Raw genomic sequence first — 26,614 nt, 5'->3', positions numbered from 1 at the left:
ATTAAAAAGGAAAACAGAATGAATCATTCAATGAAAAAGACAGCACTAGTATTGCTCATGTCGTTGAGCGCAACCCCGGTTCTGGCGGACGGGAAAGCCCATAGCAGTATGGATCACTCCAAAATGAATCATGCGCAAATGGATAATGCCAAAATGGATCACTCGACGATGAGTATGGAAGGCATGACCGCCGTTGGTATGCCAGCCAAAGGCGCGAAACCAGACAAAGTGGTGTACGTCCTGCTGTCGGATGACATGAAAATCCGTTTCAAGAAAGAAGTGAACATCGAACCGAATGACGTCGTGCAGTTTGTGGTGATGAACACCGGCAAAATCGACCATGAATTCTCCATTGGTTCAATGGAAGAACAACTCAAACACCGCGAGATGATGCGCAAAATGACCTCTGGTCACGACCACGACAGCGGCTCGACCGTGACCGTCAAACCGGGCAAAGCGAAGGAGCTGCTTTGGCATTTCCACGGTGAACCGAACGTTGAATTCGCCTGCAACATCCCCGGCCACGCCGAAGCCGGTATGGTGAAAAGCGTGGTGGTGCAGTAATCCACACATAATCCATCGATGATACAGACAAAGGAGGCATCGCCTCCTTTTTTTTCGCCGCAGAACTTGCCCCAAAGCACAGATATGCAATCCAAAACATACCGTTTAGTGAAACCTATCCCATAACTGAATAGGATGGCTGCGGCAGAACAGCTCAACTGCCAGTGACTTCAGTGTTAAGGGCGGTAGCGTGGGTGGGTTGTGGTTTTGGGGTGAAATGAGGTAAGCAACATGATGTGGCTGCATAGAATCAAGCATTATACGGAGAAAGAATGTCTCTGAATTATTCACAAGATTGGACTGCATACATCAAAAATTCCGGGCATTTTACTAAATGAATTGATGTTAAATTTCTATTAATGAGGTGATTAAATTGGAATAAATGTTTATAAAGTTTAATTTATTGGTGTGACTTGTTATAAAAAATAAATTAATAATATTTACGTATTGGATGGAAAGGAATGTTAACTTCTATTTTTGAATTTTATTTGAAAGGTGTTAATGCATCTTCGATTACTGATTTTTTTCTGGTTACTTTAGTTTTTATTTTTTGTTTATCTTTACTATGGAAGAAATCAGATAAGCATCATGCATTCACAAATTACACGCCTACTTTACTTACATCCTTAGGTATATTGGGTACTTTCACAGGGATTATCTCAGGATTACTCGACTTTGATACAAGTGATATTGATAATAGTGTTGGTCCGCTACTAGAAGGATTAAAAACGGCATTTATAACTAGTCTAGCGGGGATGTTACTTTCTATTATTTATAAAGTTTTCATCTCGTCGGGTGTACTAAGTAAAGTTGAAGATGGTGGAACCATTGAAGAAGATATAGATATTGTTGACCTTTATAAAGTTATGAATCAACAATTGGATGGTATATCACTGCTAAGAAAGTCTATCTCAGAGAATGATGAAGCAAGCTTAGTCGGTCAGATAAAACTAACCCGATCTGATATTAACGAAAATTATAAGAATAATGGGATTTTTCTTGATCTAATAACAAAAAACACGACAGAATTACTATCTATTTCCAAATCACAGCAGAACACATTTAATGAATTTGAAAAAGAACTATGGCTGAAGTTACAAGAATTTGCTGATATGATGTCTAAATCGGCGACAGAACAAGTTATTGATGCATTAAAGCAAGTAATTCAGGACTTCAATAGCAAGCTCACCGAACAATTTGGAAAGAATTTTTCAGATCTAAATGAAGCAGTGAAAGAACTAGTTATTTGGCAAGAGAATTACAAAAATCAATTGAACGACATGAAATTACAATACGATCTGGGAGTTTTAGCTATTGCTAAAACTGAGGAATCAGTTTCAAATATCAGTCGAGAAGCCCAAAATATACCAGAGACTATGAGTGTCCTTAAGCAAATTATGGAAGTGAATCAACACCAAATTCAAGAACTTGATAGTCATTTAAATGCCTTTAAAGATGTTAGAGATAAAGCAGTAGAAGCTGTGCCAGAAATCAGAGGACAAATTGAATTAGCGATTTCAGGAGCGAGAGAGGCAAGTGATAAGTTAGCCGTCGGAATTGTTGAAAGTAGCGAGCACATAAAGGCTGTTATATCTGAAGGCGCTGAAAATTATAGAGATACGGTCGATCGAACACGTGCGGCATTAACAGAATCAGCCCAGGCGACAGCAAATTCGAGTGAAGAGATTAAAGAGAGGTTTGCAAAAACTTTAGAAGATATAAACAGTCAAATGCATAGCTTGATTTTAGAAATTCAGCAAGGTAGCAAAACACTTAATAGTAATTATAGAGAAGCAAGCGAACAAATCATTCAGGATACGGAAAAGGTAAGGATTTCATTTTCTGACAGTATGGAACAAATGAAAAACAGTTTATCATCTACCATTGAAGAACAAGCATTAGAACATAGAAAACAAGCTGACCGAATATTCGCTGGATTGGAAAAAACAATAGAAGAAGCTCTATCTAACACCGGAGAGTCGGTTCAAAAACAAGTGAACATGATTGACCAAACAATGGGAGAAGAAATCGAGAAAGTATTGCAGTCAATGGGGACAGCATTGACCTCGATTAGTGGACGTTTTACAGAGGACTATAGCCGGTTGGTCAAAAAAATGTCTGATATCGTTGCTCAACAAGCGTAGGTGGGATAGATGTCAACAGTATTTGATAGAAAGAGTTCAGAACAGGATGAGTCCCATTGGTTATCTGTGTCAGATCTAATGGCCGGACTAATGATGGTTTTCTTATTTATTGCTATTGCGTTGATGCAGAATGCATTCAAGGAGAGAGATAAAATAAAGGAAGTCGCAGTAGCATATCAAGACAATCAGGTGGCTATATATGAAGCATTGCAGACGGAGTTTAGCCAAGACTTATCTAGGTGGAATGCTGATATTGATGAAGACACATTGACATTTACTTTTAAAGCCCCGGAAGTCTTATTTAAGGAAGGAAGTTCAATGCTTAGCCCCGATTATAGGAGTCTACTCGATGAATTTTTCCCAAGATATATGACTATCTTAATGCCATTTAAAGAATCTATTAATGAAATTAGGATAGAAGGGCATACGAGCAGTGATTGGAACTCTTTAAACGCTGATGATGCATATTTTGAAAATATGCGTTTATCTCAAGAAAGAACTAGGTCAGTGCTTAGATATGTGTATAGTTTAAAAATCACCAGTAATTATAGTGTTTGGGTGAAAAGTCATTTTTCAGCAGTTGGCTTATCCTCATCAAAGTTAATTTATGATGAAAATGGTACAGAGAATAAAGTGAGATCACGAAGGGTAAGCTTTCGTGTGTTAACTAATGCGGATATTCAGATTAAACAGATTTTACAAGGGGAAGAGTCATGAAACTCAACGTCGATTTATCTTCTCTTTGGGCGCGTGTTCATCAAATGGGGGCTGAAGTTACAGATTTTGACATTGGAACAGTTTGGCAAGATGGAGATATAGAGTTTGATGATGAACTCGAAAGTGGGATTGACGTTGATATAGAGGATTTAACTTCTGAGGAAGGAATTCTTAGTGTAAAAGGACGACAAGTTATACTTTTTATTCCTGATCATGGCTTTAAAGTTGAAAAAGCTTTACTTGATGGTTCAGAGGGTAACAAGTTTCATGTGGCAGATTGTACAAAGTTAGATGAAATGAGAAGAAAAAATAGTTTTGAAGAACGCTATAAAATCACGAATAATTTTTCTGGTGAATTTCCTATTTATGGTCATGGTGCGAACAAACAATTTCTAGAGGGAACGGCTGGATTAAATGTATGTAAGCTTTGTTTGAATCATTTGAATTACCAAGGTTCTGCTAATGCAACAGTTAGTGAAAGAAACGAAATAGTTAATCAATTTGACATTGAAGAGTTCTTTTCCACCTATAGCTCTTTGTTTAGAAAGCTGCCCAAACAGTATGCTTCTTTAGCAAAAAAAGGATACTCAGAAGACTGGGAAAGCGTGTCAGCAGATATCAGAAAAAAATCAAACTATGTTTGTCAATATTGTTCAGTTGATTTAAAAGAAGCTAAAAGATTGCTACATGTACATCATCGCAATCGTGAAAAGTCAGATAATTCACCTCAAAATCTTATAGCACTCTGTGCTGATTGTCATAGGAAAGAACCATTTCATGGCCATATGTTTATTAAACATGAAGATATGTTAACAATAAATCGTTTACGAGGTGAGCAAAATGTCTATGCAAATTGTGACTGGAATACGGTGAAGAGAAAAGCAGACCTCTCTTTGCATGGTGTTTTAAATCATTGTGAAAAGAAAGGTTATACAGTTCCTGAAGTCGGGTACTTACTAAATGTACCTGATCGCACCTCACCTCTTCTTTTGGAGCTGGCTTGGCTTCAAAGGAAGTTCGGTATCGTTTTGTCTGATCCAGTGGAGGTGGCTGGTTGGACTATCTTGTCTTTAGAGGAAGCATTAAGCTTTTTTGGAAAGAACAAAAAGTCCACTACTAGATAAGATTAAAAATACTGGAACAGACACTTTTGTTAGCAGTTCTGTGGATCAACATCTGCCTTGATGATCCTTGCCGTGGATACTGAAGCTATGTTTGGCTCAATCAATGCCATAAACAAATTTTGTCATGGTGACCTCTGGTGATTAAGAGTCAGGCTTTCAAAGTGTGGCAAAGCCTGATAGGGGGAAATTCATGTCATTCGGAATACGAATTATGGATACTGAAGATCAGCTCAAAGATCGCAGAAGATTAGAGCGCTATATCATTAGTGAATCTCTTATAAAAGTTATGAACAACACGAAATGGGAAAAGCTCCGAACTTTGATGCTCGAAGAGACTGAGCGTAAACCTGTTTGGCGTGTACGCTGCCTAAGGGATAAACGAGAAGTCGAACCTCAATGGGATGGTGACTGGTACTACCATCTTCCAGAATACAAATATATTGAGTGGCTCGAAATATATCCAATTAATAAAGAACATCGGGGCCATGTGCTGCCTGATAAAGTCACGGACAATACCGAGTACTTTATCAGCCTTCTCAAGAGTAATTGCATTCCCTTTAGTATTGAGGGTGAGTCATTAAGAGTTTGGGGCTACCAATGGCCAAACCAAGAGATAGAATTCGTATGACAAGGCAGTAAATATCGGGACAGGCACCTAAAGTGGGAAGCCGAAGCAATATCACTTGTTGAATGGCGGGACAGTCATGGAAGAGGGCGGTTACTGAAGAAAGGCGAGATGCGCCTCCCAGCCGGACATTGAAGTTGTATTCAACTTTATGAATACGTTGGCCGATTGTGATATGAAGACCACCAAAGATTTCTTCGTCAGACTGACCCAGTGTGGTGAAATCTGTTGAGGAAACGTGAATGTACATCAAGAACAGGCAGGTAATGATGGCTGAACATATTTCTGTAGATATGAACCGATTAAAGGATGTCCTTGCTGAGATGCATGAAAATCAACTTCCATCTGTACTAACCACTGATATTATTGAAAATTACATGGGTGGTTTTCACCAGAATAAGAAAGTACCGCCTTCTGTCTCCTGGAATGCACAATTTGGGAAATATCTGAAAGCGAACGCACAATCACTCGGTATTACTGAAATTGCAGCGAAAGAAAAAGTAAAACTGAACGGAACGATGACAAGCGCATCTCGTTGGGCCTTTGTTGAACAATGTGATTAAAGCGGCTTTGGACCTTTCCTTTTGCGTAGACATGCGTAGATAAGGTGGCCGTTGCTCTGCTTGTTGATCAAAAGAGGAAAAGACGCGAGATTTTTACAGTTCATGACGGGGACAGCCACTTGAAAACCATTGCAAATATCGGGACGGGCACCTTTGTTCCGCAGGCTTTCATGCCGATGATGGCGGATGGCATGTTTGCAAAGTTTCAAGGACTTTTGAGCGCGTTATTATTTTGTGGATCAACAGCCGGCTTTGGTGCTCCTCACCGTGGATACTGGAGCTCTGTTTGGCTCAATCAATGCCATCAACAGATGTTGACATGGTGACCTCCGGTGATTAAGAGTCAGACTTTCCAATTGTGGCAAAGTCTGAGTATAGGGAGTCCATGTCATTCGTTATGCTCACATTCAAAACAATACGAAAACTATCGACATGTTAAGAAAACTCTCTTAAAAAAAGGAGCTATAAAATGGAATTTGAGCCAATCAAACACGGTTTTTTCCCAACACCGAAGTTGAGTATTACATTTGATGGTCACAGCTTTAGTATTAACGACTATGGATGTTCATCGGTTGAATAGGGTCGGCTCTGGTGTGTATGCATGGACAATAAAAGAGGGTGACAATATTATTCCCTTGTATTTTGGCTTATACGGTTTGCGCGCGGAGAATCCTAGTCTACGTAAAAGATTCAAGCAGCATTTAGGAGGCTTGAGGTCGTCACTTCAAGGAAAAGCACCAACAAAACACTGGGAAGAGCATATGTTTCCTGAAACGATGAAAGCGATTGAAAAGCATGGGAAAATCGATATCTATTTTGGGATGTATGCAAAAGAAGTAATCGATCCCTTAGAAAGCTATTTAATATCAGCGTACTCAAGTCCGTGGAATAAAGCTAAAGTATAATAAAGCATTTAAGAGTGATTCCCAACACTTGATATTTTCATTCAGTTCAAGCTTAGGTTCGGCGTTGAAGGCACAATGGTTTAGTTTCGTGACAGCGTTGCTCACACCTTAATTGGGTGTAGATGTATAACCCTCACCGTGACAGCTGAAAATATATTACGATAAATCAATACTATAAATAGATTGTGACATGTTGGTCTTTCAGAATTTTGTAATCAGACTTTCCAATTGTGGCAAAGCCAAAAGAGGGGGAGTCCATGTCATTCATTCTGTGTTCGAGAGGCTGAGGTGAAAAAGTTTGAGAAGAATCCTTTATATCGAAAGGTTAATACCAGAACTCATGGTGTCTATCATTGTCATGGTGGTGATTATCGAGAGAGTCGAAGAAAAGATACGGCTTTTGGTATGAGAAAAGGAGTGAGGCGAGGTTTAGATTACACGCCACTGTTTAAGTTTCTTCTTTCTAAAGTAGGAAATGAGTGGGATGTGGTGTTTAGTGAGGCAGCTTCGAGGCTCGATAAAAAAGAACCCATCTACTGGCTGGTATCATTAGAATTTGATAGTGCTCAAGACTATGTTCGTCTTGGTGAAAGTAGTTATTACAGTGGCTTATATGTCGATGAACTGGGTATTCTGAAAGTGACTAATCCTGAAGTAAACGAGTCAACATTACGACCATTCTGTAAGTGTTGTACGCATACATTTAACGGGATAGTGTTTGAACAAGAATACGTAGAGTAAACACATAGCACCGGCTCAAAAGGGACTGTCAGGGCTTGGTGTTTCCCGTCGCTTTGAATTGCGGTGATTAAGGTTGTTGTGTTTGAGTTGAATGGTCATGCGTTGCCAGCCCCTTTGCCAGGCGTTACGCAGTTTTGGGGCAATAAAAAACCAGCATTTTCAGCTGGTTTAAGAATCTGTTTTATTGAGCTGTTTTGACTCGAATCTTGCTTTTGGCAACGCTTGTCAGATTCAGTGCTGCAATCGCAGATTTTGCTTCTGAATCGTCAGGCATTTCGACGAAAGCAAAGCCTTTCGATAAACCAGTTTCCTGATCTAAAACGAGAGTGCATTCAGCGACTGCACCGTATTCAGAAAACAGTTTGCGAATGTCGTGTTCGGTTGTCGTGCGTGCAAGGTTGCGAACTAAGAGTTTCATGGTTGTCCGTTGGTATAGAAATAACGGTGAGGATTGTCTCAATAAAGACAGTTGCCACCAAGCGATAGTTTGATTTTGACACCAAATAGTTGCATTTATGGCAGCCAATTGCATAACAGGAAATTCCAGAGGAACTGTCAGGAATGCCGGGACAGACACTTTTAAAGCTATGTTTGGATCAATCAATGTTATAAACAGATTGTGACATGGTGACCTCCGGCTAGTCTGGCATCCGACTTTCCAAGCGTGGGAAAGCCTTTCTACTGGTGAGTAGTCGAGAGCTGTCTGCGTCAAAACAATCGAATTCAAACCGGTCAAGTAGAAGAAGATGAACGATGGATGATGTAACCATTACCCTGATCAATTTTGATCAAACATTAATTCTTAGCAAAAGTGATTTCAGCATCGCTGAGCAAAACGAAGAAGGTATCGAACTGCTTTATCAAGGTGAAACTCGTTGCCAGCCATATGTATATTTCAAGCCGTTACTGAACAGAGACGATCGATCACAATACGATTATGAGATGTTACTGTTTGAATGCTACGAAGACTTTGCTGAATTGCTTGAACAATACGTTGAAGAGCATGCTGATCACTTTGTAGTTCGTAGTCGTTTTGCACTCCGACAAGAAGAAACCGAAATTTTATCTGGAATGGAGTTTTCATATCCTGAAGAGGGAGGTATTTATCAATACCACATTCAAAACTCGATCGTGCCGGTGGAAGAATCTAGAATTTCATCGAATCCTTTAAACATTGAAGTAGAAGGCAGTTTAACGGCTGAAAGAGTGGAAGTGCCGTTGGTCGGGTCGTATTTGTGTCCGACTGATTAGCGTGAATTTGTTGGATCTAGTCAGAAGTATGACTTCAGATCAAATTTGAAATGGTTTGGAAGAGAGTGCATTCGTACCTCCTGATCTTTGTGGATCAAAGTGAGGTACGGATGTCGCTAAGAAGGTGGGTATTCATTGTTCTGTGTCAGCGTCAGTCATAGTTCCATGTCCACTTCTCGGATGCCTTCAACATCCCCGTACAGAGCAGTTTTAGCAAGCTGGTTTCGTTGGCGAAGACGCCCTTGGTTTTTAAAAAAGTATCGGGACAGACACTCTAACGTACAGAATGAATTTGATTCAGTAATGCCGTCCGCTCATGAAACCAATGATCACGGGCACGATGCAGCAGTAAAATCGCTTATTGACCGGGCGATTTGATTCTGACGAAGCGCGTTGAAAGGCGTGCCATATTTTGATGCCATGCTCTCAGGGATGTGTCCAAGTTTTGTTCACTCTCGAACCCAGTAGTGAGAAGCATCCAGACTTCCATACCGTTGATCGCGGGTGGGATATTGGCAATTGTTGAGAGAACTTTTGAACGTGATATTCTTTGTGGATCAACACCTTGCCTCGGTTCGCCTCTCTGTGGATACTGAAGCGATGTTTAGCTCAATCAATGCCATAAGTAGATTGTGACATGGTGGCCTCCGGTAATTACGGGATCAGACTTACTAAGTGTGGCAAAGTCTGATGAGGAAGAGACCATGTAATTTGTTAAATTTTTCTTGGAAGCTGAAGATGTTAAAAATAGTTGTTGGTGTGTTTTTAGGCGTTGTTCTATCTGTTGTCACTTTATTCGTAAGTTATGAATTTTATGTTGATTATAAAACAAATAAGCTTGTTGAGATGATTGAAGTTGAAAAACAAAAAGAAGTTTATAGAGAATCTGAACAGGAAAGAAAATATAAAGAAGCTTTAATCGATTTAAATGTTAACTCATGCATCTACTATGCTCGTAAAAAACATGGTAAAAATTTTGAGTTATCTAGCATTGATCATAAAACAGAATTACTTGTCGCCATCTCATATATATCTGATGATTTTAAATATCATTCACGTTGTTTTATGAATGCAGAAAATATGACAGTTCGCCAATTCGAATTAGTTAAAAAAACTAAGATCAATGCGTCATAAAGTTTGTTATTGCTAGTGCAGTATGACTCCGTATTGTAAACAAACGAAAAGATAGCAAAGCAATCAAGGTAACTCTGGACTGATGGATTTAATTCAATTTGTTTTTGTGTTTACGGTGCAATGGATTAGATCAGCTGTTTGCATAGTTCACATCTAATGCGGTTTTAGAAGCTAAGGAACAATATGATGGGGCGAAGAAGAGAATTGGGAAGTATCGCAAGTGGCATTATTGGCTCATTTTGTAGCAGAAATAATGATGTCTCTGGTTATTGGGCAATAGGAAAGCTATATAAATACATCGAGTTTCTAGAGCCTAAACATCTTTCCATCGATCTTCAGTCCAAGAATATTGAACCGTACTCACCAAGTTTTGATTTGATGATTGCGAAGTATTCAGAGATGTTACTGAAACTTCTCTCAAAAAGAGATATTCCATCCGAATGGGTCAACGCAGCTCATATAAGAATTGAATTTGAGGCTGATTATCAGCATCGACATCATCATTGGCGAAGTGCGTTGGGTAAACCGTGTAATCTGGTTTGTGTGCTGGTGGATGACAAAGGTAAGTGTCATGTGGCTCGGTCATATACAAACTGCTTTCCACACGATCCCGAAAGGGAGATCAAAAGCACAAGGTCAGATAACGTTTAACAAACTGATCGAGCGTGACTCAGAACGTATGGCATTTTTACTATGAGCGGTACCAATCGATAATCGTGGTAAAAGGATTGAGCAATACGTTTACGCATGAACTATCACAAAGCATTGAACCGCGTCCCTGAGGGTTGGCTTTTCAAGTTCAAGGTTGGCTTTCGTGTTTACCGCATCATGGCTTAGGTTTGGTAGTCGCGTCGCTCACATGAGTGCGGATTTATCAGTACGAGTCCAAACGACACAAGGATAGTGATGGAAGAATTACGAGGTGGGCGAGCCAATTCAATTTTTCGCTCTGAAGACAAAATTTATCGACCCAAAGGGAAATGGTCCGCGGCTGTCCATAAGCTCTTGTTACACCTCAAGAATGAAGGGTTTGATGCTGCGCCTGAATCATACGGCTTTGATGAGAATGGGAATGAAGTTTTGTCATATGTTCATGGTGACGTTTTCAATTATCCATTAAAAGGGAATATTGCGACAAAAGAAGCACTCATATCTGCGGGCCGGCTTTTGCGTAAATACCATGACGCATCGCGCTCATTTATTTCAAGGTTGTCGCTTGAAAAATCAGAATGGATGCATCCTGGCAGAGAACCGATGGAGGTGATTTGCCACGGTGATTACGCACCTTATAACGTTGTACTGCAAGGTAACCAAACAGTAGGAATTTTTGATTTTGATACTGCCCATCCGGCCCCAAGGATTTGGGATATTGCATATGCGGTTTACTGTTGGGCGCCTTTTAAAACACATGAATATGACGCATTGGGTGATTTGAACTCTCAGTCCATCAGAGCAAAACAGTTTTGTGATGCTTATGGTTTATGTAACGTTGATCGTGAGGTTTTGGTCATGACGATGATCGACAGAGTTCAAGCTTTGGTAGACCATATGCACAGTGAAGCGTCCAATGGCAATGAAGCTTTCATTGAAAACATCAGAGATGGTCATCATCTCGCGTATCTAGCCGACATCGAATATTTGAGAAAAAATACAGATCAAATTACACAAAGTTTATTGAGTGAATAGCGACTTTCACAGAGTGTTTATGGTGCAATGGATTCGGTTTCATGATGGCATTGCAAACACCTGAATGAGGTCTGATACAAACGGAGAAAATTTTGAGTCAGGACGATTTAACATTTGAACATCTGCCGCTTCAATATGAATTAGTTCAGTCGGTATGTTCAGCATTTTTACCAGAAGAAAATGTCGTTGCAGCGGTTTTACTGGGCTCATTGGCTTCAGGCCAAGGGGACCGTGTTTCAGATGCTGACATCCTCGTTTTCACGCAAAATGGTTTTCATCAAGCGGCGGAATCCTGTTTTGCCTCCTTCGAATCGGGTAAAGAGATCTTCTATTGTCTCGACGGTTTTCACAGTGAAAATGCGTATTTTAAAAAATACATTTTTAACGATTTGACCAGTGCAGAAATCCATTGCCTGGATTTAAATGAGTCTTTTGAAATCTCTAAACCGTACAAGGTGCTATTTGATAAGGCGGATGTCGTAAATACCAGGCTAACGGACAAACCGGCTCCAAAACACGAAGACTTTCTGGCTTATACGAATGGTGACAAAGGTCTGATCTGGGAACTTTTCGATTGCATAAAATGGCTGAGTCGTGACAATCATGAGTTAGCAAAATCTTATCTAAAAAAGCTAGCAGATAAAATTTAACCGTATCAGAAATTTTCTCGGTAAACCGATTGTTCTATGCGAACTGGGTCATTCAATCATGCGAATCCTTTATTTATTGCTAATCATCCCTTGTTATGTCTCAGCAGAAATAAACCTAGACTTACAATCCCAACTTTTAGAAATGGCGAAAGTTGATCAGGAAATCCGTAAAGAGCTGGGTGAATCTGGTTGGCATAAATCGTCAAAGGCGTTACAGGAAAAGGCATTGCTGATAGATGAACGAAACACTCAACAACTAAAATCCATTCTGAATGGACGTTCTTGGTTTACAGCAGCAGAAGTGGGTAAGGAAGGGATTAACTCAGCATGGTTAATTGTTCAACATTCACCGGATATTGATTTCCAGGAGAAAATGCTTCCGTTGTTGGAGCAATCTTACTTGAATCGGGAAGGTGTGACGGGGCAAGAGGTCGCATTATTGACTGACCGCGTACGTATAGACAAAGGTCACAAACAACTTTATGGTACCCAGGCCAATTTGAGTGACGGAGCAATTGTATTCAAGCCCATCGAAAACCCTGAGACAGTTGATGAGAGAAGAGCCGAGATGGGAATGCCACCGCTAGAATTTTATAAAAAGCTCTTAGAAGAAATGTACAGTCTCAAAGACCATCCAGATATCGATTTGAATTAAAAATGCAGATCACAAAGCATGTTAATAGCACCAATTCATGCGGGTTCAGACTCCTCTGTTCAGGATGATGAACAGTATGAACTGGTTTTGGTTTAGGGCGTTAGCTTTCATGGAGAAAAATGTGAAATTATCACATGCCAACTTGTGGGTAGTAGCATTGTTTAGTGGTCAAGCCTTTGCGTTTGATGCTGATCTTAAAAATGTTTTGGGATATCCGATCGGTATTGCTTTGCCGCAAGAGCTTGTTGGTGAGGCTCAAAATGATTATCCAACAAGGTTAATTACACTTAATGTTCTGGATTTTTCAGAGATAAAAATATTTGATGAAATTCAAGTTCAAATAATCGAATCAAATAAAAAGGTGTACTCAATTAGTGCCGAAAAATATTTTCCAGATGCATCTGCTTGTTCAATAGAATTGAAATCAATATTTGATGTTCTTGACCGGAAGTATAAAAAATTAAAAGTTGAAAAAACCATTCATGTTTCAGGTAAGGTATTTTCAATATTTGATGGGTATTTATCAAAGGATGGAGAAAGAAAACTTTCGATTAGCTGCGGTCAAAAAGGTTCTCAGCACATGTTAATGCTTTCAGCAAGAGATATAAGTTTATCAATTGATGCGAATAAGCTTTGGTCTCAGTATTAAAAGTTAGCAAGATCTTCAATTGGATCTGGTATGTGCTTTAAGACGCGTTCCTTCATGTTATGGCTGAAATGACCATCATGGGTTTGTATTGAGGTTTGTGTCTGGGGCGTGTTGTGGTCATTTGCCCTGTTCTTGGTCACGAGTAGATTACAGGGAAGGGACTGCCGATGAATCTGAATGAGGCTTTCCATTCTTAATGCAGCATCACTTTCAGGGTCGGTTGTGCGAATGTTTATCTTTGCTTTTGGCCTGATGTGAAAAGGAGGAATCATGGCGCTTTTGGTTATTGCTGTCCCGGAAATCTCTGAGCAAGACTACAACAAGATTCAAGCTTACAGAGCAAAGCATGATGGTTTGTTCTATACCGTGGTTGAGCCCCATTTCACGCTGGTTTTTCCTGTTTTCGATATTGCTGCTGAGACATTTACACAAGAAGTGGCGTCGATAGCACGAGGATTCATACCATTCGAATTCAAAATACGATGCTCTACCATCAATAAGGATGCGTTCAACGATTACTATCATGTTTTTCTTGTCCCTGATGAAGGTTATAGCCATCTGGTTAAATTACATGACAGGCTGTACGAAGGTGCTTTTTCAGAAAACCTGCGTTTAGATATAGATTTTATTCCTCACATCGGCATCGGAAATAGTTTGAATCCAAAGGCGTGCCAGGAAATAGCTAGCCATTGGAATCGGATAGATTTTTGTATTTCTGGCAATATCTCAAGCTTACAAGTTGTTGAATATGACTTTGATTCTGAACAGTTAAGCCATGTTGCAACCTTTGCTTTGGGAAACATATGATAAAACTCGTATTTCACCTCACTTACTTCATTTCACTCATTGATTCTGTCCCTCAACCGTTCTTGTCTTTATTCCGGGCATAATCCCCGTATTGGTTGAATAACGACTCCAAAACGATCACTCAAATGACTCATGTGATGGTTGTCCCAAACAAGGGTGTTTCCTTTCCCTTTCATGTATCCACTGCCGCCTAAGCTGTTCAACTAAATGCATTATTTGAGTGTAAGGGATTAGATGTACAAGTTTTCTCACATTGGGATCATTGGTTTGACTTTGGTATTGGGCGGCTGCGGAAATGATGTGAACGTCGCAAGGCTGAATTTTGATCGGCCGGTTGCCGATGGTTTCTCGCTGAATGATGACGAGAAGATTCAGCCGGTTTATCTGGATGGGCTGCATCAAATCTTCAAAGAGGCTGGTATCGCACCAGAGGTCGTGAAGATTCATTTTGATGATGAAAAACGTAATGTGAGAAGCCTGCTATTAAGCACATCCGAGAAGAACAAGATCACTGAAACACAAAAGGCTTCGATTCAAAGTGCATTCGAAAAAATTCTGGCGGATAAAAAAAGCACGATGAATGTTCGCTTTTTACTTCGTCCAGAAGATATGGAGATAGAAAAAGCGGAATATCGTGAGGAAGCAGCGAGACTGAAAAAAGAATTCACAACGGAGCTGACCGTGAAGGAAGTTATGGTTGGCATTTCTTACAGTATGATGGATTCGCTTCTGATGGCGATGCAAGGCACAACACAGACTGAGGGAGAGGCGTTCTGCACGGTTGCGATGACACTGTCTCCAGCGTTGCCATTTAGCGCGATTGTCGTGGACCATAAAGATGAGAAGCCTGTCGGTATGTCCGTTGTGAGAAGTCGTTATGCCGTGCCTACGGATATCCGGTTAGCATATCCTCATCTGCAGGCCAAACTGGATAATCATCAGATTCTGCTTTCCACTGAAATCACCAATAATTCCCCGCGTGAGTCCCTCCGGCGCATCCAGGGGAGAGGGGGCATGAACCAGCTAGAGATCGAGCTGGGCTCACTGGGTACAGTCCGCCACGAATATGGCAAGGTTGATTATTCAACCAGTTCTTCTCTTGATCAAAGGTGCCGCAACATGGCGGCTCAATTAGGCAGGCCGTTTACCTTCACCATGGGGGATTCATTGGATCGGCTGGAGTCGGTTACTTTTTATTAATTTGAGATCATGGCCTGTTTTGGATAACCAGAGCCGGATATCCAGGACAGGTCGTTTTCAAAGTCATTCAGTCCTGAGTATTTGAATGATGTGATTTTCAAGAAAGCATGAATGGGACAGTCATGGAACAGCAGTTTATCCAGGTCAATTTAAAAGATAAAAATTCATTAAAAGAAGCCATTTTCACGTTTCAATCTCAACTGCGGCATGCTTACCAAACCGGTGAACTGATTCATCGAGTCGGTGGTTTTATTTCCCACGATAAAAAACAGTTTCAGCCTTGCGACCTGTTCAACCCAGATCAGTTTAAGGCGATCTTCCTGTTGCGCAGTGACGACGAGCTTGAGTCCGAACCTGTGGAAGCCTTGACGGATGAAGCGCTCGTCAGGCTCAGCAAAGATGATGCGTACCTGCGTTTTTCCCACATGGTGGTGTTTCAGCACGCATTAGAACAGGAAGACCTGAAACCCCTGATCGTAGCGTTCTGTGAAGAACTGGTGGAATTCAGCCTGCGGGTGAATGCTTCCAACGAACTGTTTTTCTCATCCAGCATGCTGTTTGGTATTTACCTGCTGGTGTTACTGGCGGAAAAATACCCGGAATATGCTTATCTGATTGGCGAGTATTATCCGGAAGACAGTGACTTTAACCAGATCATGTATCACGGTGCTGATTATATGGCGTATCTGTTCTATCAGCATGGGTACAGTAATCTGGTGCTGGATGCGTACGCCAGCTGTCATTTTGACGGGATGTTTGGCTGTATCATGACGCATTACATGGAATCGGAGAATTTTGTCCCCGATCTGCTGAATTGCTTCTTAGCCGACGAAAGCCGTTATCAATATTACAAAGAGGCCCTGATTCAGTCATTGAAACGCCGGCCAAGAAATATTGCGGATGATGATCCCTTTGTCCGGATGGAACATGGCTTCAGTCAAGTCAGCGATGCTTATGATGACGACGAAGAGTTTGCAGATGAGCTGATCTCGCGGGAAGAAGCCGAGGGTGAGTTTGATGATCTGAACTTTCATGGCCGGACCATCGCAGAGGAGCGCGAGGTATTGCGTCAGGCGATGTACGAAGCGGTCAAAGATGTGCCTCTGAAAGATCTCTGGTATTACGATCAGCCCGTTTATGATGAGACAACTACGCTGGCCGATATTCAGGATGACCCTTTCTATCAGGAATACGACGAGTATAACGAGTACGAGACCAACAAAAGCTTTTTCCTGAAGTGTTTCGAGAACGGCGAGCAGATTCTGGCTTACATTGAAGAGAATCAGCACCCCGAAATTCTGGAACAGTTACAGCCGGTCAATCTCAGAAAGCTGGCGTTTGAGCACAAACACTATATTTACAAGCGTTTTGAATATTTCGGCTCCGACGGAATGCGGCTGTCATCTGACTTGGAGCAGGATGTGACCCTGGAAGATATTATTGAGCGCTTCCTGGTGACCTATCAGAATCCGGACAGCTTCTACATTGACGATGATGGTGAAGCGGCTCAGAACGACAAGTGCCTGCGAACGCTGGATGTGCTGGTGCGCTTGATGGGCAAAAAAGAGCTCAGTGGCACTGAATTGAAAATTATCTCGGATGACTTTGAGCTGTGCAGTAAAAAAGAAGCGGCTGCCCGTTTTACCATCAGAGCGCTGAGTGCCGCAGAGATTCGGCAGAGGCTTTACGACCTGATTAACGAACCATTGGTGAGCCATTTCGGTCTGACACGCCTTCAGGAGATCCACGAACTTTATCAGCGGGATAAAGCTGGTTTCGGTGAGATACTCAACGATATTATTCTGCGCGCGTATGAAGATACCCCCAACGATCTTCTGGCGGTCGTTCCTTCGCTGAATCAGGCCGAATATGCGAAAGGGGCTCAGCTGCTGTCGGTCGCCTATATTTTGTCTCAGGAATCAAATGGCTTCTTTGCCGATCCGGCGCTGGAACCTTTATGGGCGTTTTATCACAAGCATCTTTTCCAGAGTTGCTATCGTGAACTGGAAAACCTGAATGCGTTGAGGCATTCGTTTGACGATGAAGATAGGGATAGAGCCACGCGACTGATAGCCGGCATCAAAGCCTATATTGATTCACAGGCGAAAGCCTCCGGCGGTTTGTTTGCCCGTTTCATGCAGCAGTCGGCTCAGGAGGAACAGACCGATGCAGCTGTTTCCAGTGATCAGGCGCTTCACTTTGCCCGTGAATTGCTCATTTTGGGCGAAGCAGAAGAGGATGAGGAGGAGAGAACGTCACTCTTCGTGTCTGATGATATCGGCATGATTTTGGCTTCCGTGCTGTATGCGGCCCGGGTGGCAAAAAAACCACAGAAGAAGCAACTGCTGAGTCTGTATGAATTGATTTTGCAGCTGTTCCCGTCGAAAACCCTGTTGCTCAGCTTTATTGAATTCTCATCGGGCGACCAGTTCTGCAGCGATGCGACAGCAGAAGAGGTGGAAGCTTTCTGTGATGTCCTGTCTGAACTCAAAATGGACGAGAAGTATGTTTTCCTGTCCCGTATCTTAGTGGTGCATCAGACCAACGAGTATGAGGATGATCTGGATGACTTCAGTGACGACAATGGTCTCAAGCGTCTGTACCAGACAATGCTCAATATTTATCGCCATAAAGATGAAGTTGACCCTGATGATCCGCCGATGCTGGCTGCACGGGAGAAGAAGATTGCAGCAGCAATCACCGCTGCAGTCGATCTACTGAATACAGAGAGCAAGGAGAAATTCCTGAGCTTTATCTGAGGCGAGAGCAAAGAGACAGAACCCTATCAAAACCCCGCATGATGCGGGGTTTTTTATCGGCTGGTGTCAGCGTGAAAGCCGATTGATCGTGGCTGGCACATTTGTTCCGGTAAACACTCCGTTACGGTATTTTTGTTCTATGCCGCTCTGCCTTGAACTAGTATGGCCCACCTGCAATTCTCTGCTTAAAGGGCGAAAAATGAAAAAAACAATCACGGCATTCTTTCTGATCTCTGCTTTAGTTGGATGTGAGGATGCAACGAATGCAATGAATCAGGCGCAAGAAGCTGCCAGCAAGGCCGTGGATGGCTTTCAGAAACAAGTTGAATCGGTTGATTTGAGTCAGATGAATTTTGACCGGTTAGGTGATGCAGCGCAGTCGGCGAAAGATTTTGCCGCCTCAGTGGAGAAAGTGGCTGAAACCGATCTGAGCGATCCTACGGCGTTCATGGCTGCAACAGAGCAAATTGCAAATGCGTATCGCTGTTTCATTGATTCATCCTCAGAGGCAACGGCAGAAAGCCTGATGGATAAAGTGCTGTCATCAGTCAAAGATAAAGAGGTGATGGCGCTGATTGAAAAGGGGGTGGAAAAAGCGAAGACGGCGAAGGAATGCGTGAGTTAAGCTGTTGTCTTTGAATGATCAGGCTGACATGCAGACTCGAAGCATACGACATGAGGAGGGTGCTTTGAGTTTGCCGTAAAAGTCCATGGTAAATGGTGAAAACAAGGAGGTTTCAATGCGCAAGATACTGACTGGCGGTTGCTGCTGCGGAAGCGTTGCCTATACGCTGGAAGATCAATTCAGCAGTTTCTACTTTTGTCACTGTGAACAGTGCAGAAAGATGACGGGTTCTGCGCACGCTTCGAATCTGTTCACATCACCTGAAAATATCACGTGGCTTCATGGGCAGGATCAATTGAAGCGTTACGATGATCCGGTGCGTTCCTTTACCCAGGTGTTTTGTACGGCGTGTGGTTCCGCTTTGCCCTATCAGTCAAAAAGTGGCAAGAGCCTCGTTGTTCCGGCCGGCAGCCTGAATGATGAACCATCGAAAAAGGTCGATGCCCGCATTTTTTGTTCAGAGCAGACGGCGTGGCACCGGGCCGGATTAAATTCTCCCGAATTTGATAAATTTCCGGGATAAAGCGCATCGAAAAATTGCCTGTTCGAAAAGGAGAGTCATGAAGCCTGATTTAGTCGGTCATCGTGTCTTATTACGGACGATTCATCATGCCGATGCTGAGGACCTGTTCGAAATCTATGGTGATGTGCAGGTGATGGTGTTTGCTTCCGATCCTGTGTTCAGCGCTGTGGAAACAGTTCATCAAATGATCGAGAGTGTTATTCGGCTTGAGCAATCTGAGGAATCATTCGAATGGGCAATTGTGGAGAAATCGACAAATAAAGTTATCGGAACCTGTGGTATTCACAGTTTTAGTGCATGCGGTTCATCGTGTGAGCTGGGTTGCCTGCTGAATGCAACGTATTGGCGGCAAGGGTTCATGTCTGAATCGCTTCAGTTACTGATCAATTATGCATTCTCTCAAGGCATCAGGACGCTCAATGCAGATGTTGACCGGCGAAATGCCCGTTCACGCGCATTGTTTGAGAGACTGGGTTTCGACCAGCAGGAAGGGGGTTATCGGTTAAGGAGTATATCGGCTAAGGGTTCTATCGGGTAAGGGCCCATGACTTCTGAGAGAAAACATTTATGTCCTGAACTCGTTTCCAAGGCCGTCTGACAGATCAACTTCCCAGCACTGCTACCGTCTTATGGCGAATTGGATGCTGCCTAAGAGGAATCAGGGGGTGACGGAATAAAGTATCAGTTACAATGCAAATAGAAGTGAATCATTCAGGGTGTTTGGTTCATCAGCGATTATTTCGGAATTAAATGAACTTTTTATCAGCGTGATATTGTGAGTGTTTTAAACAACTTGGAAAATCTGGCTCACACTTTACTGTCTGATTTCTGAATGTTTTCTAAAGGGAATTCAAAGTCACTCGAGTAAATTTATTTCGGTCGTTTAAAAAAGTTTTACCTGTCATTACGCTCTCGCCAACTGACCTTTCTCTTTATAGTCAGGAATAAAAATAATCCTTATTTGATGATGTTCTCATTTGTGTATGTGAGACAAAGGCATATTATGTTCAATATTTTAAAGTCACTTGGCCGGTCAGATTCATCCGCTTCATTATTCTTCAATAAACAGGTGTTTGCGATTTTACTGTTTGCCAGTGCAAATGCGGCGGTGAACCCCTATAAAAATATATTTGGTGTCGATGTCATCGGATTACCTGAGATTTATTACAGTCTGGTGATTTTATTCTCAGGCGTCATTATTACCTTCTTCAGCATTTACTTTGGCATGAAGTCGGATAAAGAAGGGAGTTTTGTCAAATTCATCGTGCTTTGCAGCATTTGTGGGATCTTAGGGAACATCACCGTTTATGTTTGGCCGAATACGCTGACCTACTTTTTAGCGAACTGTCTGCTGCTGCCCGTATTTTGTGTGCTGAATTCACTGATTTTTGGTTATGCCGCTGCCAAACGGAATGTGGAAGGATCAGCGAGTGCTCATCATGAAAATGCGGCCCTTCGGTCAACCTATTCTATGGGATATGTGCTGACATTAGGCATGATTGGCATGCTGGCCTTACAAAAAGAAGAGTTGATCTTCATTTGGCTGTTTTCAGGGATCATGTGCTGTCTCATTTTTACGCTTTATCTGAAAGAAAATTTTGTGAATGAAAGCTATCAATCTGAGCTGTCTTCAGAGCCTGTGTCCAAGGTATTTCACCGTAAAAACATCTTGAAATTGGTGAGTGTTTCTCTGGTCACCAACATGCTGTTTACGCTGGATGCAACGGTGCCTTTTATTATTGTGAATCAGGTTAAGGGAGAGTATTCGGATATCGGTATCTTTGAAGCCTGTATTGCAGTGTTCGAAGTGTTCTTTATTTTCTACTGGTCGAAGACGGCACAGCGCAAGAAAACATCCGGGGTCATTATCACGGGTGCATTTATCTTTTCTGTCTCTACCATGTTATTGTCCGTCACGCAGGATATTATTCATGTTTATCTGTTAATCCCCATGATCGCGCTGGGGGCCGCTTGTTTAATCAGTATTCCGATTGGTTTTTTACAATCACTGGCTGAAGGGCGGCCTGGTATCGGCAGTTCATTACTTTCCATTTCATTTTTTATCTCTTCATCTGTTTCATCGATTGTCTACTTTATTGGTAATTATTTCTTCGATATCGGAAAAACCATTTTTATTTCTTCGGCTGTCGGTTTGTTGGGGTTATTGATTCTTTACCTCGCCGACAGACGATAATTTTAAACCCGAAAGGGGCTTTTAATCAGGGAGAAAATATGTCGACGTTTTGTGTCGTCGGAGGAGGGCTTGCGGGTCTCGAATTCGCGCTTCATTCCGCCGTGAAGGGGAACAAAATTGTGGTTTATGAAGCCGGGCCAGATCTACGAAAAGGCCATGTTCATTTTGATACCCGGGTGCTGGCGGGTGACGAAAAGAAAGTGCACTGGACAGCAGATGCACACTGGGCCATTGGCGGAATCAGTGAACGCCTGGGCGGTCGCTCGCTGTGCTATCACGGTGTCATGCTGCCACTTGAACCCCAAGCGCTGGAAAGCTGGCCGGAAGTCTGGCAAAAACGCCTGAACGGTGCTGGTGGACTCTATCGTCAGCTGCAGCAGGAATTCACCGAGAAATATCCGGAAATGACCCGGCAGCAGGCGGTCAGCATGCCTTTGAAGCATGCACCTCAGGCGGCCGTTGTCGGCGAGAATGCTGCGTTTTCGTCTTACAGCCCTTTATATCAGCTGGAACCATTTGTCCGGGACGGCGTGATCAACATTGAGCGTGCCACCATTGCCAGAGTAGACAAGAAACCGGACGGGTTTTATCTGATTGACGAGCAAGGCCAGACGATGAATGAAGTGCCGTTTGAGCGATGCATTCTCTCGGCCTCGGCACTGGTAAATAACAAGATTATTACGCAATCGCTGGGACACTCAACGACCGCCCGGGTGACTGATCACTACTGCCTGGGGATAGCCGTGAAAACCAAAGGCGGCGACCGGATTGCTGATTATCGCCATGAAATGCTGTGGCATGGTTTCAGTGAGCATCACGATCTCAATGCCAATATTTTTGTCGTTGAACGTCCGAACCTCGAGCGTGGGGAGCGCCTGATATTACTGATGGCGGTGATGGAGCAAAACCCGGAGCAGTCTGAATTCAGTGAGCTGCACTGTCGATACAGTGAAGGGAAAACCACGCTGGAAATCCAGTCGAATCATGCTGCTGCCGCGGTTGAGAATTATAACCAGCTGGCCAGACGGATCGTGGACTTTGCCAGTGATCAACTGAACACAAAATTAGTGCCTTTGTATGACACGCCCACAGAGCAATCGGGTGCTTTCTTCGGAGCAACAGAAGGAACCGAGCTTGATCAGGCACTGGATGCGCTGAATCAAACTGAAAAATCCGATGTATACACACGATTTGTATTCCCTTATGGCGCTTATGAGCATGAAAGCTGCACGCATCCCATTGGCGGTAGCGGTGATATTGCACTGACCGAATCATTGGAGCTTACGTCCATGCCGGGCGTGTATGCCATCGGGCCCGGGGCATTTCCCCGGCTGGGTATTGCGAACCCTGCATTAACGATTTGTTCTCTCTCCCGTTGGCTTGCCTCACATCTTTAAGTAGGAAAAATCATGAGTAAACTTGCAATTCAAGGCGGCACCCCAGTGATTTCAGAAGCTTTGCCAGCCTGGCCAAGTCTTGACCTCTCTGTGATGACCGAGATCGAATCTGTCCTGAAAACCGGCGAAATTAACTATTGGACCGGCAAACGGGGCATGGCTTTTGAAACCGAATTAGCTGCCTATCTGGGCGACGGATATGTTGTCACCACAACCAACGGGACGTCTGCACTGCACACGGCATTTGCTGCGCTGGGGATTGGTTCGGGCGATGAGGTGATCTGCCAGTCTTACACTTTTATCGCCACTGCATTTTCAATTCTCCAGGCGGGAGCTTTGCCGGTATTTGCTGATGTTGATTATACCCATACACTGAACCCGCAATCCGTCGAAAGTAAAATTACCGAAAAAACCAAAGCGATTGTTGTTGTGCATACTTTTGGCGTGCCGACTGACATGGATGCCATCATGGCTATCGCCAGAAAGCACAACCTGAAGGTCATCGAAGACTGCGCACAGGCGTTAGGGGCAAAATATAAAGATGCTTATCTGGGCACGATTGGCGATGCCGGCTGTTTCAGTTTCTGTCAGAGCAAGCACATAACAACCGGCGGTGAGGGCGGTGCCGTCTATGTGAACTCGGAAGATCTGGTCTGGAAATGTCGTTCTTTTCGCGATCATGGCTATGACGTTGCCAAAAGACTGGGTCTGTTCGAAATTGCTCAGAAACTTCCTTATATTCACACGCAGGTTGGTTTCAACTACCGGATGACTGAGATTCAGTCTGCTATTGGTCTTTGCGAGTTGTCCCGTTTCAAAGCAACGGCACTGGATCAGCGTATCCGAAACGGCCGTTTTCTGAGTGCTTTGTTGCAGGAACATCCTCTCGTTCTGCACGCTCCGGCAGATGATGAGGTTCGGGTAAACTCATTCTGGTGGGCACCATTTGTGCTTGATATCAGCCTGCTCAACTGCGATCTCAAAACGTTCATCAAAGCAATTGAAGCGGAAGGCGTACCCGGTTATCCGGTGCCATGGCCGGAAGTTTATAACGAAGAAGCATTCCAGAAACAAAATGGATTTGGCTCCAATAATTATCCGTTTAATGACCCGGCGCATCGTCAGATTGATTACACGCAAACCGACTGCCCGGCGGCAAGACAATTGGGTGATACATCCATCGTCTTCCATACGCACCCGGTCTATTCAGAACAGCATATGGCGCTTTTCGCCGCGGCATTCAACAAAGTTTATGAGTACTACAAGAAGTAGTTCTGCGCTGATGCAATAACGTTTGAAGTGAATAAAATCGCCTCCTTGATTTGGGGCGATTTTTTACCGCCCTGAAGCTTGTCCTAAGCCACAGATATATAATCAAAAAGACGCCAAATGGTGAAATCTGTCCCATATCGAAATATCATGCGATGTTCTTTCAGAACAGTCCTGTCGGGTAACTTCAGTGTTAAGAGCGGTAGCGTGTCTGTTCTGGTGCAGATCCGTCAGGTCGCTCTTTGGGATGTATTTGAAGATGCCGGAATAAGCAATACAGAGGCATCGCTGAGACCTGACAGCGTCAAGTCCCATGTCAGTTGTTGTTCAATCTGAGGTTAAGATGAATTTAGATTTTACTGTCTCACCATCTGAAGATGAGATATCTGAAATATATCGTGGTTTAGTTGAATATAATGAACCACATTTTCCTGATCTTGATGAGAAAGGTTTTGGTGCTTTCATTCGGGATGAAGATGGCAAAATTCTTGGTGGTTTAGTCGGGAAGGTCATCTTGAGCAGCCTTCATGTGAACTATTTTTGGTTATCTGAGCCGATCCGTCGTTTAGGTCTTGGAAGCAAGCTCATTGATTCTGTTGAGTCAGAAGCCAGAAGTCTGGGTGTAAAAAACATATACCTGGATACGTATACATTCCAGGCACCCGGATTTTATGAACGGCTCGGCTTTAAAGAGGTTGGCCGATATACAGACTTTCCGAAAATTGGGGTTGATAAAATTTTCTATCAAAAGAGCTTGGCTTAAAATGAGCACAGCAAGTAAAGCAAGCCGGAACACACTGAAACCCGACGATTTCGGTAGCGAGTGAGCAGTGTTTAGCTATCCAGTCTATCTTTCTGAATGGCATGCTGAATATGCGTAGAATTGGGTGATGTATATTCGCATGCCGGGAACTCGATTATGTTTGTCTCTGTTCCATCAGGTGAGTTCTTTTAAAATGAATCGTCTGTCATTACTCCAGATCGCAGTTGTATGCCTTTCCATGCTTATGGTCGGCCTGTGTTATTTTAATACGATAGGAATTTCAGCATATTATGATGGGTCTAACCCAGTAGGCTATGAAGGACGTTATGTTGTCGGCTTTACATTGCTGTATTCAGCGGTGCTTTGGATGCCATATTTATGTTTGATGCTTTTGTTTCATAAACGATTCAATAAACGATCTATCATCGGTTCGTCAATCCCTTTTACCTTGATCGCAGCGACAGGAATTTGGTTTGTTGCCACTGGGGTCTAGAGACAGGATATTATATTATTTTTAGGATGAAATAACATGAATTCTCTATTTACATATGTTTTAGCTCTTAAAGAGAAAGTGAATGGTGTGTCTGTTCTGGAGCAACAATTTCATCAGAGTACGGCTGTAGACGGAGACATCATGATTGAAAAAAGTGAATTGGTTGTGAAGTTTGAAAATGGTGTGACATTAAAAAATCAGGTCGAACGCGATCAAACGAATAAATATAGTGAACAAGCATGTTCTGAGTGTTGGATCAGCTATGAAATTATTTCCCAACCGGCAGAGATGGAAATTACGCCGAAGAAAAAAATATTTATGAATCAGTGCCAAGAATCTTTTTGGATTAAAATTAACAAGATGCAATCAAGCACATAAATAGTTTTATAGTTTTGGTCACTAAAGGCCAAATATTTTCATTTCTAGGACGATATATCACAAATTAATCAAATGAATTCAATGCCTTTGGTGATTTTTTGCAGATTATGGCTTTATCTGAACAGTGAAATAAAAGAGCAGTTCGGTTGACGACTCATTTCAGAACAGAAAAAAGATAGTTTTGGATGAACTTTGGAACTACACAGAGTGAATATATCTCAAGGGTTATTTTCTACAATGATGGTCAGAATGTTAGGTGCTTTGAGCATCATTTTTACTCTTTGCGTCCTGGCGATTTATGTCGATTCACATGGTAAAACAGCTTTTGTCGCGGATGTTGGTATTGTCTATGGCAATAAAATTGAGCCTGATGGCTCGCCATCGGACAGGCTGGAAGCAAGGTTAGCCGCAGCACTTTACCTGTATCAGCATCATCAGATTGAAAGCATTTTCGTCAGTGGCGGAACCGGGCCGGAAGGCTTTGATGAAGCGATGGTAATGAAAGACTATTTGATTGCGAAAGGCATCCCCTCAAAGGATATTGATGTTGATAGCAGTGGCATCAATACACATTTAACTTCATTGCATGCGGTGTCTAAGTTCGGGCAGGGGATGTCGGTTGTTGCAATTTCACAACGCTACCACCTCTCTCGCGCAAAGCTTTCATTAAAACATGCAGGATTTGATGAAGTTTACGGTTATGCGCCTGATTATACTGAGCTGCGCGATACTTACTCATACGTCCGTGAAGTGCCTGCATGGCTGAAATACTGGATGAAAGGATTATGACTGCAGCGA

General features: G+C 42.6%; 29 protein-coding genes. 28 read left to right on the top strand and 1 reads right to left on the bottom strand.

Annotation, left to right across the window (positions count from 1 at the left end; all coding sequences use genetic code 11):
• Nucleotides 1-30 precede the first annotated feature (30 nt).
• From L4174_RS09535 to L4174_RS09495, 9 genes are all read left to right on the top strand, one after another.
• On the top strand, nucleotides 31-564 hold the full coding sequence (locus L4174_RS09535) for a cupredoxin family protein (RefSeq protein ID WP_248141669.1): 534 nt from the start codon (nucleotides 31-33) through the stop codon (nucleotides 562-564).
• A gap of 461 nt (nucleotides 565-1,025) precedes the next feature.
• A complete protein-coding gene (locus L4174_RS09530; RefSeq protein WP_248140536.1) occupies nucleotides 1,026-2,708 on the top strand; it encodes a MotA/TolQ/ExbB proton channel family protein in 1,683 nt (560 codons plus the stop codon).
• Between the two features lie 9 nt (nucleotides 2,709-2,717).
• Nucleotides 2,718-3,425: an OmpA family protein gene (locus tag L4174_RS09525; RefSeq protein ID WP_036747836.1), complete on the top strand. Its 708-nt coding sequence runs from the start codon at nucleotides 2,718-2,720 to the stop codon at nucleotides 3,423-3,425.
• Complete coding sequence (locus tag L4174_RS09520) at nucleotides 3,422-4,549, top strand: HNH endonuclease (RefSeq protein ID WP_051641817.1); 1,128 nt, start codon at nucleotides 3,422-3,424, stop codon at nucleotides 4,547-4,549. Before L4174_RS09525 ends, L4174_RS09520 begins: the two co-directional genes overlap by 4 nt.
• A gap of 211 nt (nucleotides 4,550-4,760) precedes the next feature.
• Nucleotides 4,761-5,177: a DUF6678 family protein gene (locus tag L4174_RS09515; protein ID WP_248140535.1), complete on the top strand. Its 417-nt coding sequence runs from the start codon at nucleotides 4,761-4,763 to the stop codon at nucleotides 5,175-5,177.
• Between the two features lie 239 nt (nucleotides 5,178-5,416).
• Nucleotides 5,417-5,737, top strand: coding sequence for a hypothetical protein (locus tag L4174_RS09510; RefSeq protein ID WP_248140534.1), 321 nt, complete (start codon nucleotides 5,417-5,419; stop codon nucleotides 5,735-5,737).
• A 119-nt stretch (nucleotides 5,738-5,856) separates the two neighbouring features.
• Nucleotides 5,857-6,063 (top strand): hypothetical protein, encoded by a 207-nt coding sequence (locus tag L4174_RS09505; protein WP_248140533.1) that lies wholly within the window; start codon nucleotides 5,857-5,859, stop codon nucleotides 6,061-6,063.
• Nucleotides 6,064-6,267: 204 nt separating this feature from the next.
• On the top strand, nucleotides 6,268-6,642 hold the full coding sequence (locus tag L4174_RS09500; protein WP_248140532.1) for a hypothetical protein: 375 nt from the start codon (nucleotides 6,268-6,270) through the stop codon (nucleotides 6,640-6,642).
• A gap of 288 nt (nucleotides 6,643-6,930) precedes the next feature.
• Nucleotides 6,931-7,383, top strand: a complete 453-nt coding sequence (locus tag L4174_RS09495; protein WP_248140531.1) for a hypothetical protein — start codon at nucleotides 6,931-6,933, stop codon at nucleotides 7,381-7,383.
• Nucleotides 7,384-7,564: 181 nt separating this feature from the next.
• Here the strand turns inward: L4174_RS09495 and L4174_RS09490 are convergent, their stop codons facing one another.
• On the bottom strand, nucleotides 7,565-7,801 hold the full coding sequence (locus L4174_RS09490; RefSeq protein WP_036747821.1) for an RNA-binding protein: 237 nt from the start codon (nucleotides 7,799-7,801) through the stop codon (nucleotides 7,565-7,567).
• Between the two features lie 335 nt (nucleotides 7,802-8,136).
• On the opposite strand from L4174_RS09490, the gene L4174_RS09485 reads away from it, so the two are divergent.
• From L4174_RS09485 to L4174_RS09395, 19 genes are all read left to right on the top strand, one after another.
• Nucleotides 8,137-8,634 (top strand): hypothetical protein, encoded by a 498-nt coding sequence (locus L4174_RS09485; RefSeq protein ID WP_248140530.1) that lies wholly within the window; start codon nucleotides 8,137-8,139, stop codon nucleotides 8,632-8,634.
• Nucleotides 8,635-9,372: 738 nt separating this feature from the next.
• A complete protein-coding gene (locus tag L4174_RS09480) occupies nucleotides 9,373-9,768 on the top strand; it encodes a hypothetical protein (RefSeq protein ID WP_248140529.1) in 396 nt (131 codons plus the stop codon).
• A gap of 186 nt (nucleotides 9,769-9,954) precedes the next feature.
• Entirely contained in the window at nucleotides 9,955-10,419 is a 465-nt protein-coding gene (locus L4174_RS09475; protein WP_248141668.1) for a hypothetical protein, read from the top strand.
• Between the two features lie 255 nt (nucleotides 10,420-10,674).
• Nucleotides 10,675-11,454, top strand: coding sequence for a phosphotransferase enzyme family protein (locus L4174_RS09470; RefSeq protein ID WP_248140528.1), 780 nt, complete (start codon nucleotides 10,675-10,677; stop codon nucleotides 11,452-11,454).
• 92 nt (nucleotides 11,455-11,546) lie between these two features.
• Nucleotides 11,547-12,104 (top strand): nucleotidyltransferase domain-containing protein, encoded by a 558-nt coding sequence (locus tag L4174_RS09465; protein WP_248140527.1) that lies wholly within the window; start codon nucleotides 11,547-11,549, stop codon nucleotides 12,102-12,104.
• A gap of 58 nt (nucleotides 12,105-12,162) precedes the next feature.
• The gene (locus L4174_RS09460) at nucleotides 12,163-12,759 is read left to right on the top strand and encodes a DUF6624 domain-containing protein (protein ID WP_248140526.1); all 597 of its coding nucleotides are present in this window, start codon (nucleotides 12,163-12,165) and stop codon (nucleotides 12,757-12,759) included.
• A gap of 76 nt (nucleotides 12,760-12,835) precedes the next feature.
• Nucleotides 12,836-13,408 (top strand): hypothetical protein, encoded by a 573-nt coding sequence (locus L4174_RS09455; protein ID WP_248140525.1) that lies wholly within the window; start codon nucleotides 12,836-12,838, stop codon nucleotides 13,406-13,408.
• A 270-nt stretch (nucleotides 13,409-13,678) separates the two neighbouring features.
• On the top strand, nucleotides 13,679-14,215 hold the full coding sequence (locus tag L4174_RS09450; protein WP_248140524.1) for a 2'-5' RNA ligase family protein: 537 nt from the start codon (nucleotides 13,679-13,681) through the stop codon (nucleotides 14,213-14,215).
• Between the two features lie 234 nt (nucleotides 14,216-14,449).
• A complete protein-coding gene (locus L4174_RS09445; protein ID WP_248140523.1) occupies nucleotides 14,450-15,415 on the top strand; it encodes a hypothetical protein in 966 nt (321 codons plus the stop codon).
• A gap of 122 nt (nucleotides 15,416-15,537) precedes the next feature.
• On the top strand, nucleotides 15,538-18,174 hold the full coding sequence (locus tag L4174_RS09440; protein ID WP_248140522.1) for a hypothetical protein: 2,637 nt from the start codon (nucleotides 15,538-15,540) through the stop codon (nucleotides 18,172-18,174).
• Between the two features lie 199 nt (nucleotides 18,175-18,373).
• Complete coding sequence (locus L4174_RS09435; protein ID WP_248140521.1) at nucleotides 18,374-18,799, top strand: hypothetical protein; 426 nt, start codon at nucleotides 18,374-18,376, stop codon at nucleotides 18,797-18,799.
• 115 nt (nucleotides 18,800-18,914) lie between these two features.
• Nucleotides 18,915-19,322 carry a GFA family protein gene (locus L4174_RS09430; RefSeq protein WP_248140520.1) on the top strand — a complete coding sequence of 136 codons (408 nt, stop codon included), beginning with the start codon at nucleotides 18,915-18,917 and terminating at the stop codon, nucleotides 19,320-19,322.
• Between the two features lie 37 nt (nucleotides 19,323-19,359).
• Nucleotides 19,360-19,860 (top strand): GNAT family N-acetyltransferase, encoded by a 501-nt coding sequence (locus L4174_RS09425; RefSeq protein ID WP_248140519.1) that lies wholly within the window; start codon nucleotides 19,360-19,362, stop codon nucleotides 19,858-19,860.
• A 465-nt stretch (nucleotides 19,861-20,325) separates the two neighbouring features.
• The gene (locus tag L4174_RS09420; protein WP_248140518.1) at nucleotides 20,326-21,516 is read left to right on the top strand and encodes a hypothetical protein; all 1,191 of its coding nucleotides are present in this window, start codon (nucleotides 20,326-20,328) and stop codon (nucleotides 21,514-21,516) included.
• Between the two features lie 38 nt (nucleotides 21,517-21,554).
• A complete protein-coding gene (locus L4174_RS09415) occupies nucleotides 21,555-22,913 on the top strand; it encodes an FAD/NAD(P)-binding protein (RefSeq protein ID WP_248140517.1) in 1,359 nt (452 codons plus the stop codon).
• Nucleotides 22,914-22,925: 12 nt separating this feature from the next.
• Nucleotides 22,926-24,185, top strand: a complete 1,260-nt coding sequence (locus L4174_RS09410) for a DegT/DnrJ/EryC1/StrS aminotransferase family protein (RefSeq protein ID WP_248140516.1) — start codon at nucleotides 22,926-22,928, stop codon at nucleotides 24,183-24,185.
• A gap of 340 nt (nucleotides 24,186-24,525) precedes the next feature.
• On the top strand, nucleotides 24,526-24,945 hold the full coding sequence (locus L4174_RS09405; protein ID WP_248140515.1) for a GNAT family N-acetyltransferase: 420 nt from the start codon (nucleotides 24,526-24,528) through the stop codon (nucleotides 24,943-24,945).
• Between the two features lie 529 nt (nucleotides 24,946-25,474).
• Nucleotides 25,475-25,816: a hypothetical protein gene (locus tag L4174_RS09400; RefSeq protein ID WP_248140514.1), complete on the top strand. Its 342-nt coding sequence runs from the start codon at nucleotides 25,475-25,477 to the stop codon at nucleotides 25,814-25,816.
• A 249-nt stretch (nucleotides 25,817-26,065) separates the two neighbouring features.
• Complete coding sequence (locus L4174_RS09395) at nucleotides 26,066-26,605, top strand: vancomycin high temperature exclusion protein (protein WP_248140513.1); 540 nt, start codon at nucleotides 26,066-26,068, stop codon at nucleotides 26,603-26,605.
• Nucleotides 26,606-26,614 lie beyond the last annotated feature (9 nt).

The sequence above is a fragment of the Photobacterium sp. CCB-ST2H9 genome, assembly GCF_023151555.2.
In the GTDB taxonomy this organism is placed as follows: domain Bacteria; phylum Pseudomonadota; class Gammaproteobacteria; order Enterobacterales; family Vibrionaceae; genus Photobacterium.
The sequence above is the reverse complement of the archived record's forward strand: the minus strand, read 5'-3'. Positions and strand labels throughout refer to the sequence as shown.

Bases quoted from the DNA above. Each gene is read 5' to 3' on its own strand.
- L4174_RS09430 (WP_248140520.1), top strand. From the start codon at position 18,915: ATGCGCAAGATACTGACTGGCGGTTGCTGCTGCGGAAGCGTTGCCTAT.
- L4174_RS09450 (WP_248140524.1), top strand. From the start codon at position 13,679: ATGGCGCTTTTGGTTATTGCTGTCCCGGAAATCTCTGAGCAAGACTAC.
- L4174_RS09440 (WP_248140522.1), top strand. From the start codon at position 15,538: ATGGAACAGCAGTTTATCCAGGTCAATTTAAAAGATAAAAATTCATTA.
- L4174_RS09460 (WP_248140526.1), top strand. From the start codon at position 12,163: ATGCGAATCCTTTATTTATTGCTAATCATCCCTTGTTATGTCTCAGCA.
- L4174_RS09530 (WP_248140536.1), top strand. From the start codon at position 1,026: ATGTTAACTTCTATTTTTGAATTTTATTTGAAAGGTGTTAATGCATCT.
- L4174_RS09425 (WP_248140519.1), top strand. From the start codon at position 19,360: ATGAAGCCTGATTTAGTCGGTCATCGTGTCTTATTACGGACGATTCAT.
- L4174_RS09535 (WP_248141669.1), top strand. From the start codon at position 31: ATGAAAAAGACAGCACTAGTATTGCTCATGTCGTTGAGCGCAACCCCG.
- L4174_RS09470 (WP_248140528.1), top strand. From the start codon at position 10,675: ATGGAAGAATTACGAGGTGGGCGAGCCAATTCAATTTTTCGCTCTGAA.
- L4174_RS09525 (WP_036747836.1), top strand. From the start codon at position 2,718: ATGTCAACAGTATTTGATAGAAAGAGTTCAGAACAGGATGAGTCCCAT.
- L4174_RS09490 (WP_036747821.1), bottom strand. From the start codon at position 7,801: ATGAAACTCTTAGTTCGCAACCTTGCACGCACGACAACCGAACACGAC.
- L4174_RS09400 (WP_248140514.1), top strand. From the start codon at position 25,475: ATGAATTCTCTATTTACATATGTTTTAGCTCTTAAAGAGAAAGTGAAT.
- L4174_RS09485 (WP_248140530.1), top strand. From the start codon at position 8,137: ATGGATGATGTAACCATTACCCTGATCAATTTTGATCAAACATTAATT.
- L4174_RS09520 (WP_051641817.1), top strand. From the start codon at position 3,422: ATGAAACTCAACGTCGATTTATCTTCTCTTTGGGCGCGTGTTCATCAA.
- L4174_RS09500 (WP_248140532.1), top strand. From the start codon at position 6,268: ATGGTCACAGCTTTAGTATTAACGACTATGGATGTTCATCGGTTGAAT.
- L4174_RS09415 (WP_248140517.1), top strand. From the start codon at position 21,555: ATGTCGACGTTTTGTGTCGTCGGAGGAGGGCTTGCGGGTCTCGAATTC.
- L4174_RS09510 (WP_248140534.1), top strand. From the start codon at position 5,417: ATGTACATCAAGAACAGGCAGGTAATGATGGCTGAACATATTTCTGTA.
- L4174_RS09410 (WP_248140516.1), top strand. From the start codon at position 22,926: ATGAGTAAACTTGCAATTCAAGGCGGCACCCCAGTGATTTCAGAAGCT.
- L4174_RS09475 (WP_248141668.1), top strand. From the start codon at position 9,955: ATGGGGCGAAGAAGAGAATTGGGAAGTATCGCAAGTGGCATTATTGGC.
- L4174_RS09420 (WP_248140518.1), top strand. From the start codon at position 20,326: ATGTTCAATATTTTAAAGTCACTTGGCCGGTCAGATTCATCCGCTTCA.
- L4174_RS09405 (WP_248140515.1), top strand. From the start codon at position 24,526: ATGAATTTAGATTTTACTGTCTCACCATCTGAAGATGAGATATCTGAA.
- L4174_RS09435 (WP_248140521.1), top strand. From the start codon at position 18,374: ATGAAAAAAACAATCACGGCATTCTTTCTGATCTCTGCTTTAGTTGGA.
- L4174_RS09480 (WP_248140529.1), top strand. From the start codon at position 9,373: ATGTTAAAAATAGTTGTTGGTGTGTTTTTAGGCGTTGTTCTATCTGTT.
- L4174_RS09455 (WP_248140525.1), top strand. From the start codon at position 12,836: ATGAACTGGTTTTGGTTTAGGGCGTTAGCTTTCATGGAGAAAAATGTG.
- L4174_RS09445 (WP_248140523.1), top strand. From the start codon at position 14,450: ATGTACAAGTTTTCTCACATTGGGATCATTGGTTTGACTTTGGTATTG.
- L4174_RS09515 (WP_248140535.1), top strand. From the start codon at position 4,761: ATGGATACTGAAGATCAGCTCAAAGATCGCAGAAGATTAGAGCGCTAT.
- L4174_RS09395 (WP_248140513.1), top strand. From the start codon at position 26,066: ATGTTAGGTGCTTTGAGCATCATTTTTACTCTTTGCGTCCTGGCGATT.